6 protein-coding genes are annotated in these 7,733 nt (G+C 69.1%); 1 reads left to right on the forward strand and 5 read right to left on the reverse strand.

The window, feature by feature from the left end; all coding sequences use genetic code 11:
* Positions 1-34 precede the first annotated feature (34 nt).
* Together ACZ3J7_RS24930 and ACZ3J7_RS24935 are read right to left on the reverse strand one after the other, a co-directional pair.
* Positions 35-2,380, reverse strand: a complete 2,346-nt coding sequence (locus ACZ3J7_RS24930; RefSeq protein ID WP_465624859.1) for an immune inhibitor A domain-containing protein — start codon at positions 2,378-2,380, stop codon at positions 35-37.
* A 371-nt stretch (positions 2,381-2,751) separates the two neighbouring features.
* Entirely contained in the window at positions 2,752-5,271 is a 2,520-nt protein-coding gene (locus ACZ3J7_RS24935; protein ID WP_465624860.1) for an ATP-dependent Clp protease ATP-binding subunit, read from the reverse strand.
* Between the two features lie 466 nt (positions 5,272-5,737).
* On the opposite strand from ACZ3J7_RS24935, the gene ACZ3J7_RS24940 reads away from it, so the two are divergent.
* The gene (locus ACZ3J7_RS24940) at positions 5,738-6,172 is read left to right on the forward strand and encodes a hypothetical protein (protein WP_465624862.1); all 435 of its coding nucleotides are present in this window, start codon (positions 5,738-5,740) and stop codon (positions 6,170-6,172) included.
* 19 nt (positions 6,173-6,191) lie between these two features.
* Here the strand turns inward: ACZ3J7_RS24940 and ACZ3J7_RS24945 are convergent, their stop codons facing one another.
* The 3 genes from ACZ3J7_RS24945 to ACZ3J7_RS24955 form a co-directional block, all read right to left on the reverse strand.
* Entirely contained in the window at positions 6,192-6,551 is a 360-nt protein-coding gene (locus ACZ3J7_RS24945) for a histone-like nucleoid-structuring protein Lsr2 (protein ID WP_465624864.1), read from the reverse strand.
* A gap of 104 nt (positions 6,552-6,655) precedes the next feature.
* On the reverse strand, positions 6,656-7,183 hold the full coding sequence (locus ACZ3J7_RS24950) for an amino-acid N-acetyltransferase (RefSeq protein WP_465624866.1): 528 nt from the start codon (positions 7,181-7,183) through the stop codon (positions 6,656-6,658).
* An 11-nt stretch (positions 7,184-7,194) separates the two neighbouring features.
* Positions 7,195-7,587, reverse strand: a complete 393-nt coding sequence (locus ACZ3J7_RS24955; RefSeq protein ID WP_014136523.1) for a BlaI/MecI/CopY family transcriptional regulator — start codon at positions 7,585-7,587, stop codon at positions 7,195-7,197.
* Positions 7,588-7,733: the final 146 nt, after the last annotated feature.

Here is a 7,733-nt window from a genome sequence, read left to right on the forward strand (position 1 = left end):
GCCGGGGCCCTCGGGTACCGCTACTGACGTGGTGTCACTTGCGGACCGGCGAGACCTTGATCATGGCCTCCAGGTCGTTGTGCGACTGCCACAGCACCTCGATCTGGGTGCGGGTGTCCGGCACCTGGACGCTGCTGTACTTGTTCTCGTCGAACCAGTACTTGGTGGTGTGGTCGTTGAAGACCGTCACGCCGCGCGAGCTCGGGATCTTGGTGAGCGCGTCGGCCTTGTGCAGGGTCAGGCCGTCGGTCCGGTCGGACCCGAAGGTCGCGTCGTAGGACTGGAAGCGCGGACGCATGATCGTGCCGTCGTTCCACTTCAGCGTGGCCGGGTGGGCGTCGACCGGCAGGATCAGGCCCTGGCCGGGGTGGTTCGCCACGTTGTTGTCGGTCTGGGAGGAGTCCCAGAGCCAGATCAGCACGCCGTTCTGGTTGGCGTAGTGCTCCACCCAGTCCGGACGGGCCGCCGAGCCGAAGTTGTACGGGCCGGTCTTCAGCGTGGTGTCGAACGAGATGTACTGGCGGTTCTCGACCAGGTAGTGCTGGTCGTAGTCCTTGGCGAACTGGCCGGTGATCCGGGAGAAGCCCGCCGCGGTCCAGCCGTTGTCACCGTTCTCGGCACCGTCGGTGAACAGGGCCGAGCCGTCCGCGGTCACCGCGATGTTGTCCAGGGCCAGGCCCTTGTAGTGGACGCCGCCGTCGGTGGTGTTGCGGAACCGGACCTTGACGGCCTGGCCGGCGTACTGGTTCAGCGAGAAGGACAGGTCGCCCCACGCGCCGTTCGAGGTGCCGTTGATGGCGTTGTCCGGCAGCGCGGCGCCGTTGAAGGTGCCGGCCAGCGCGGTCCAGTTCTTGCCGCCGTCGGTGGAGACCTCGGCGTACGCGTAGTCGTAGTCCGTCTCCAGCTCGTACCAGGCCTTCGCGGTCAGCGAGGCCGAGGACTTGCCGGTCAGGTCGACGTCGCGGGTCAGCGTGACGTTCAGGTCGTCGGCGCTGCCGCTCCACCACTCGTTGCCACCCTCGAACGGGGTGTTGACCACGGTGGTGACGGTCTTCGGCGGCAGGTTGACGACCAGGCCCTGCTTGCGCTTCGAGTTGTACTCGGCCGGGCCGAGCAGCGACAGCGAGGTCTGGCCCGCCTTGGCGGTGTCGTAGTTCAGCCAGCCCAGCTTGAGCTTCGACCACACGTCGAGGTCGTTCGGCATGTCGCCGATCTCGTTCTTGCCCTGGCCCAGCCACGAACCGGAGGACATCAGCGACCAGAAGCCGACCGAGTTGTCGATGCCCTGGCCGGAGGTGTCGTACAGGTCCGGCAGACCGAGGTCGTGGCCGTACTCGTGCGCGAACACGCCCAGGCCGCCGTTCTCCGGCTGCATGGTGTAGTCGCCGACCCACAGGCCGGTGCCGCCGATCTGGGTGCCGCCGAGCTTGTTGTAGTCCGGGCCGGTCTTGCCGGACTGGTTGGCGTACGCGTAGGAGCGGTGCGCCCACAGCGCGTCGGTGCCCTGGGCACCGCCGCCGGCCGACTGGTCCTCACCGGCGTGGACGATCTGGAAGTGGTCCAGGTAGCCGTCCGGCTCGTTGAAGTTGCCGTTGCCGTTGTAGTCGTAACGGTCCCACTGGTCGTACTGCGCCAGGTCGGCCTTGATCTGGGCGTCGGTGCGCCCCTTGGACTTCTGGTCGGCGACCCAGGCGTTGATGCCGTCGCGGATCAGGTCCTGCGCGTTGGCGCAGACGTGCTGGCCGCAGTAGTCCGAGCCGTAGCGGGCCTCGTTCCACGGCACCCGGACCCAGTCGGTCACCAGGCCGTCGACCGAGTAGCGGCCGGAGGACTGGCGCTCGTAGTAGGTCTTCAGCGAAGGCTTGTTCTTCGCGAAGTACAGGTCCTGGTAGTGCGCCTGGTTGTAGTCCGCCTGCCAGGCCGTCGAGTTGTCCTTCGAACGGTCCGGAGCGGCGATCTGGTTGCGCGCCGGGCCGGGCGTGCCGCCGTACTTGACCTTGCCGTCGGCGGTCGTGGTGGTGTTGTCCACCTGGTCGCCGAAGTCGACGAGGATCGTGAAGATCTTGTCCGTGCGCTCGCGCGACAGCTCCACGTACTTGTCGCGGCCCAGCTTCACCGAGGAACCGCTGCCGTGCTTCTCGACCTTGGCGGTGCCGTTGACCAGCTGCTCGACCGCGGCGGTCTGCTCGGCCTGCTGCTTGTCGGCGAGCGGGCTCTGCAGCTCACGCGGAACGCTGTCGTTCTGGATGGCGTCGGCCGGGTCCTTGACCACCGGGGTCACCGGGGCTGCGGAGGCGGTGCCGGGCAGCAGGCCGGCGCCCAGCGCCGCGGCCACCGCGACTGCGGCGGAGGCCGCGGCAACCCTCTTGGTTATCTTCAACGTGGTGACGTCCTCCCCTTGCCGGTGAGGCCTGTTGGCCGAACCGGTGAACCAATGCAAGACAGGTGGACGACATTTGATCCAAGGTCGGGTAAAAAAGAAAGACCTTGACCGTGGCGTGTTCACGCCGCTATGCTCCCGCGACTCCGAGTGACTGACGGAGCGTCAACCTACTGGTCAGCCAGCCGCGACAAGGGTCGGTCGTGCTCGGAGTGTGGCGTGTCGCACCCATTCGGCGGCGCGCGGACCCCGGATTCACAGCACACGGAAACCTAAACAGTTTTTCAACTGAAAAGCGCGGCACGGAAAAGCCGCCGCCCCCGACCTGAACAGGTCGGGGGCGGCGGCTCGCGGAACGCTTTGCGGCGCTATTACTTGGTCAGGTCCGGACCGGCCGCCGTGACCGCCGCCGGAGTGTCCGCCACCGGGGACTTCTCCTCGCCGCGGAAGGTGAACTTGGCTTCCTTGCCCTCGCCCTCCACGCCGACGACCACGATGTGGCCCGAGCGCAGCTCACCGAACAGGATCTTCTCGGACAGGTGGTCCTCGATCTCCCGCTGGATCGTGCGGCGCAGCGGACGCGCGCCCAGGATCGGGTCGTAGCCGCGCTTCGCCAGCAGGCTCTTGGCCTCCGGGCTGAGCTCGATGCCCATGTCCCGGTCCTTCATCCGCTGGTCGACCTTGGCGATCATCAGGTCGACGATCTCGATGATGTTCGCCTCGGACAGCTGGTGGAAGACCACGATGTCGTCGACGCGGTTCAGGAACTCGGGGCGGAAGTGCTGCTTGAGCTCCTCGCCGACCTTCGCCTTCATCCGCTCGTAGCCGGTCTGGACGTCACCCGTGGCCGCGAAGCCCAGGTTGAAGCCCTTGGAGATGTCCCGGGTGCCGAGGTTGGTGGTCATGATGATGACCGTGTTCTTGAAGTCCACGACCCGGCCCTGGGAGTCGGTCAGCCGACCGTCCTCCAGGATCTGCAGCAGCGAGTTGAAGATGTCCGGGTGGGCCTTCTCGACCTCGTCGAAGAGGACGACCGAGAACGGCTTGCGGCGCACCTTCTCGGTGAGCTGGCCGCCCTCCTCGTAGCCCACGTACCCGGGCGGGGAACCGAACAGCCGGGAGACGGTGTGCTTCTCGGAGAACTCGGACATGTCGAGCGCGATCAGCGCGTCCTCGTCCCCGAACAGGAACTCCGCCAGGGTCTTGGACAGCTCGGTCTTACCGACGCCCGAGGGGCCGGCGAAGATGAACGAGCCGCCGGGGCGCTTCGGGTCCTTGAGGCCCGCCCGGGTGCGGCGGATCGCCTGGGAGAGCGCCTTGATGGCGTCCTCCTGGCCGATGACCCGCTTGTGCAGCTCGTCCTCCATGCGCAGCAGGCGGGAGGACTCCTCCTCGGTCAGCTTGAAGACCGGGATGCCGGTGGCGGTGGCCAGGACCTCGGCGATGAGCTCCTCGTCCACCTCGGCCACGACGTCCATGTCGCCGGCCTTCCACTCCTTCTCCCGCTTGGCCTTCGCCTGGAGCAGCTGCTTCTCGTTGTCGCGCAGCGACGCGGCCTTCTCGAAGTCCTGCGCGTCGATCGCGGACTCCTTCTCCCGGCGCACCTCGGCGATCTTCTCGTCGAACTCGCGCAGGTCCGGCGGCGCGGTCATCCGGCGGATGCGCATCCGGGAGCCGGCCTCGTCGATCAGGTCGATCGCCTTGTCCGGCAGGAAGCGGTCCGAGATGTACCGGTCGGCCAGGGTGGCGGCGGCGACCAGGGCGGCGTCGGTGATCGAGACGCGGTGGTGCGCCTCGTACCGGTCGCGCAGGCCCTTGAGGATCTCGATGGTGTGCGGGAGCGAGGGCTCGGCGACCTGGATCGGCTGGAAGCGGCGCTCCAGCGCGGCGTCCTTCTCCAGGTGCTTGCGGTACTCGTCCAGCGTGGTGGCGCCGATGGTCTGCAGCTCACCGCGGGCCAGCATCGGCTTCAGGATGGAGGCGGCGTCGATCGCGCCCTCGGCGGCGCCCGCGCCGACCAGGGTGTGCAGCTCGTCGATGAACAGGATGATGTCGCCGCGGGTGCGGATCTCCTTGAGGACCTTCTTCAGGCGCTCCTCGAAGTCACCGCGGTAGCGCGAACCGGCGACCAGGGCGCCGAGGTCCAGGGTGTAGAGCTGCTTGTCCTTGAGCGTCTCCGGGACCTCGCCCTTGACGATCGCCTGGGCCAGGCCCTCCACGACGGCGGTCTTGCCGACGCCGGGCTCGCCGATCAGCACCGGGTTGTTCTTGGTGCGGCGGGACAGCACCTGCATGACCCGCTCGATCTCCTTCTCGCGCCCGATCACCGGGTCGAGCTTGGCCTCGCGGGCGGCCTGCGTCAGGTTGCGGCCGAACTGGTCGAGCACCAGGGAGGTGGACGGGGTGCCCTCGGCCGGGCCGCCGGCCGTGGCGGACTCCTTGCCGCTGCCGGTCTGGTAGCCGGACAGCAGCTGGATGACCTGCTGGCGCACCCGGTTCAGGTCGGCGCCGAGCTTCACCAGGACCTGGGCGGCGACGCCCTCGCCCTCGCGGATCAGGCCGAGCAGGATGTGCTCGGTGCCGATGTAGTTGTGGCCGAGCTGAAGCGCCTCGCGGAGCGAGAGCTCCAGGACCTTCTTCGCCCGGGGGGTGAAGGGGATGTGCCCGGACGGGGCCTGCTGGCCCTGGCCGATGATCTCCTCCACCTGCTGGCGGACCGCCTCGAGCGAGATGCCGAGGCTCTCCAGCGCCTTTGCGGCGACACCCTCGCCCTCGTGGATCAGGCCCAGGAGGATGTGCTCGGTGCCGATGTAGTTGTGGTTGAGCATCCGGGCTTCTTCCTGTGCCAGGACGACAACCCGCCGCGCGCGGTCGGTGAACCTCTCGAACATCGTTAATCGCTCCTCAGAGCGGTCGGTCAGTTCGGGGGCCGTCCCCGCCCTGTCCTTCCGCATGCTAGTCCCGCTCAGCAGCGCGGCTACGGAACTCCCACGGAGCGGGAGCAACATGCTGCGCGACCAGCCGACACCTTTCCCAACCTGATGCTGGGAGACGGTGTTCCCAGCGACGGGCCCGATGCACCGGATCCCGCTACGCCAACGGCGAACACGGTTCGGTGGAACCGTCGCTCCGGCCCGGCGGCGTGCTGCGGACGGGCTCCTGCGACCCCGTCCACCAGCATTCATACCCGGTAATCCGGCGGGTTTCGCGTGGTTTCCGCGGGGTGCGTGTTCGCCTGGCGAGAAGTCCGGCGGCCCGCTGCCCGGGGTGACGGGACGTCAGGCCGGCCGGCGGCGGTGTACCGCCGTTCCGGTGGCGGTCGCGTGACCGCCCGGCCCCTCCAGCGTTGCACAGGTCGTGACCCGTCCGCCGCCCGTCGCCGCGGCACCCCCGCCCCCGACCGCCGCCCTCTGGCGCGGATCGGACCGGCTGAGCGCGCCGCTGCGGCCCGCGCGGGCCGCGCTGGACCGGCTGGAGCGCCGGGGCCGGGTCGGCTGGCCGGTGCTGCGGCAGGCCGACCGGGCGGTGTTCCTGCTGGCCCCCGGGACCGCCGAGCCGGTGCCCGACCTGCTCGGCTGGCTCGGCTGGGGCCCGGAGCTCGGCCTGCCGATCGAGGCCCGTGCGGCGCACCCGGGAGACCCCCGGGTGCCCGGACCGCGGACCGCCGACTGGCTGCGGGCCGGGACCGACCGACCCGCCCTGGACCTGCGCTCGTCCGACCTGCTGCTCCTGCTGGACGCCCTCGCGGACGCCTGCGCGCGCGAACGGCTGGGCCTGCCGCCCGCCCGCTGAGGGCCCGCGGGCCCCGGGCTCAGGACGCGTGGGCCCGCTCGTACGCCTCGCGCACGTTGCTCGGGACGCGGCCGCGGTCGTTGACCGGGTGCCCGTTCTCCTTCGCCCAGGTGCGGATCTTGGCGGTGTCGGCCTGGCCGGCCGCGGCGGACCGCCCGGCGCTCCGGCCGCCGCTGCCGCCGCGGCGCGGCGCGGTCAGCCGGCCGCTCTGCTTGCGGCCCTTGTCGACGTACGGGGCGAGCAGGCCGCGGAGCTTCTCGGCGTTGTCGCTCTTCAGGTCGATCTCGTAGGCCACGCCGTCCAGGGCGAACGTCACCGTCTCGTCCGCGGAGCCGCCGTCGAGATCGTCTTCCAGAATGACCTGAACCCTCTGTGCCACGGGCTTCCCTTTCCGCGATAACGATCCATTGCCTAGAGAAAGGAAAGCGTCTTTTCCCGGAAAACACAAACCCCTGTGTCGCAGGTCGTGCCGCCGGGCATGACTCACAGGTGCAGCAGCATCCGCGAGTTGCCCAGGGTGTTCGGCTTCACCCGCTCCAGGTCGAGGAACTCGGCGACGCCTTCGTCGTACGAGCGCAGGAGTTCTTCATAGACTTCCGTGGCCACGGCCGCCGGGTCTGCCGTACGATCGTCGTTTTCGCCGATCTCGACGAAGCCGTGTTTCGAGAAGAACGGAACCTCGAACGTCAGGCAGAAAATCCGACGGACGCCGAGCCAGCGCGCGGTCTCCAGCAGCTTGTCCAGCAGCAGGTGCCCGATGCCGAGCCCCTTGCAGACCGGGTCCACCGCGAGGGTGCGCACCTCGGCGAGGTCCTCCCACATCACGTGCAGCGCGCCGCAGGCCACCACCCGGCCGTCCTGGTCGCGTTCGGCGACCCAGAACTCCTGGACGGATTCGAACAGGGTGACGGTCGGCTTGTCGAGCAGAATGCCGTCGCGGGAGTACGTGTCGATGAGCCGGCGGATGGCGCGCACGTCGGTGGTCCGCGCACGGCGGATGGTGACCTCCATGCCGGGGAACGTTATCGTGCCGCGGGCTGCCCGGTCTCCTCGGTATCGACACCGGCCACCCGCAGTGCGTCGCGCAGCCACTCGCGCTGTTCCGGTGACATCATCCCGAAGAAGTGCACCAGTGCCGCCGCCGGATTGTCGCTGGTCGCCCAGGCGTCGTTCATCAGCGCGGCGGTGTACGCCTCCCGGGAGGAGACCGGTTCATATCGGTATGCGCGCCCGGCGCGCTCCCGGCGCACCCAGCCCTTTCGGTAGAGCTTGTCGAGCACCGTCATCACGGTGGTGTACGCGATTTCGCGTTCCGACCGCAGATCCTGCAGAACCTCCCGAACCGTGACCGGGCGGTTCCACTGCCACACCCGGGTCATGATGTCGTTCTCGAGTTCTCCGAGTTGCCGCACCATAGTGCCGCCAAGGATAGGACCGATGCGGACAAAAGACGGCAAACGGCAAACGCGGCGGCGGGGGGCCGCCCCCCCGGGGGGGGGGGGGGCCGCCCCCGGGGGGGCCCCCCCCGGGGGGGGGGGGGCCGGCGGGGGCGGGCCCCGCG

It is taken from the genome of Kitasatospora sp. NPDC015121 (assembly GCF_055562955.1).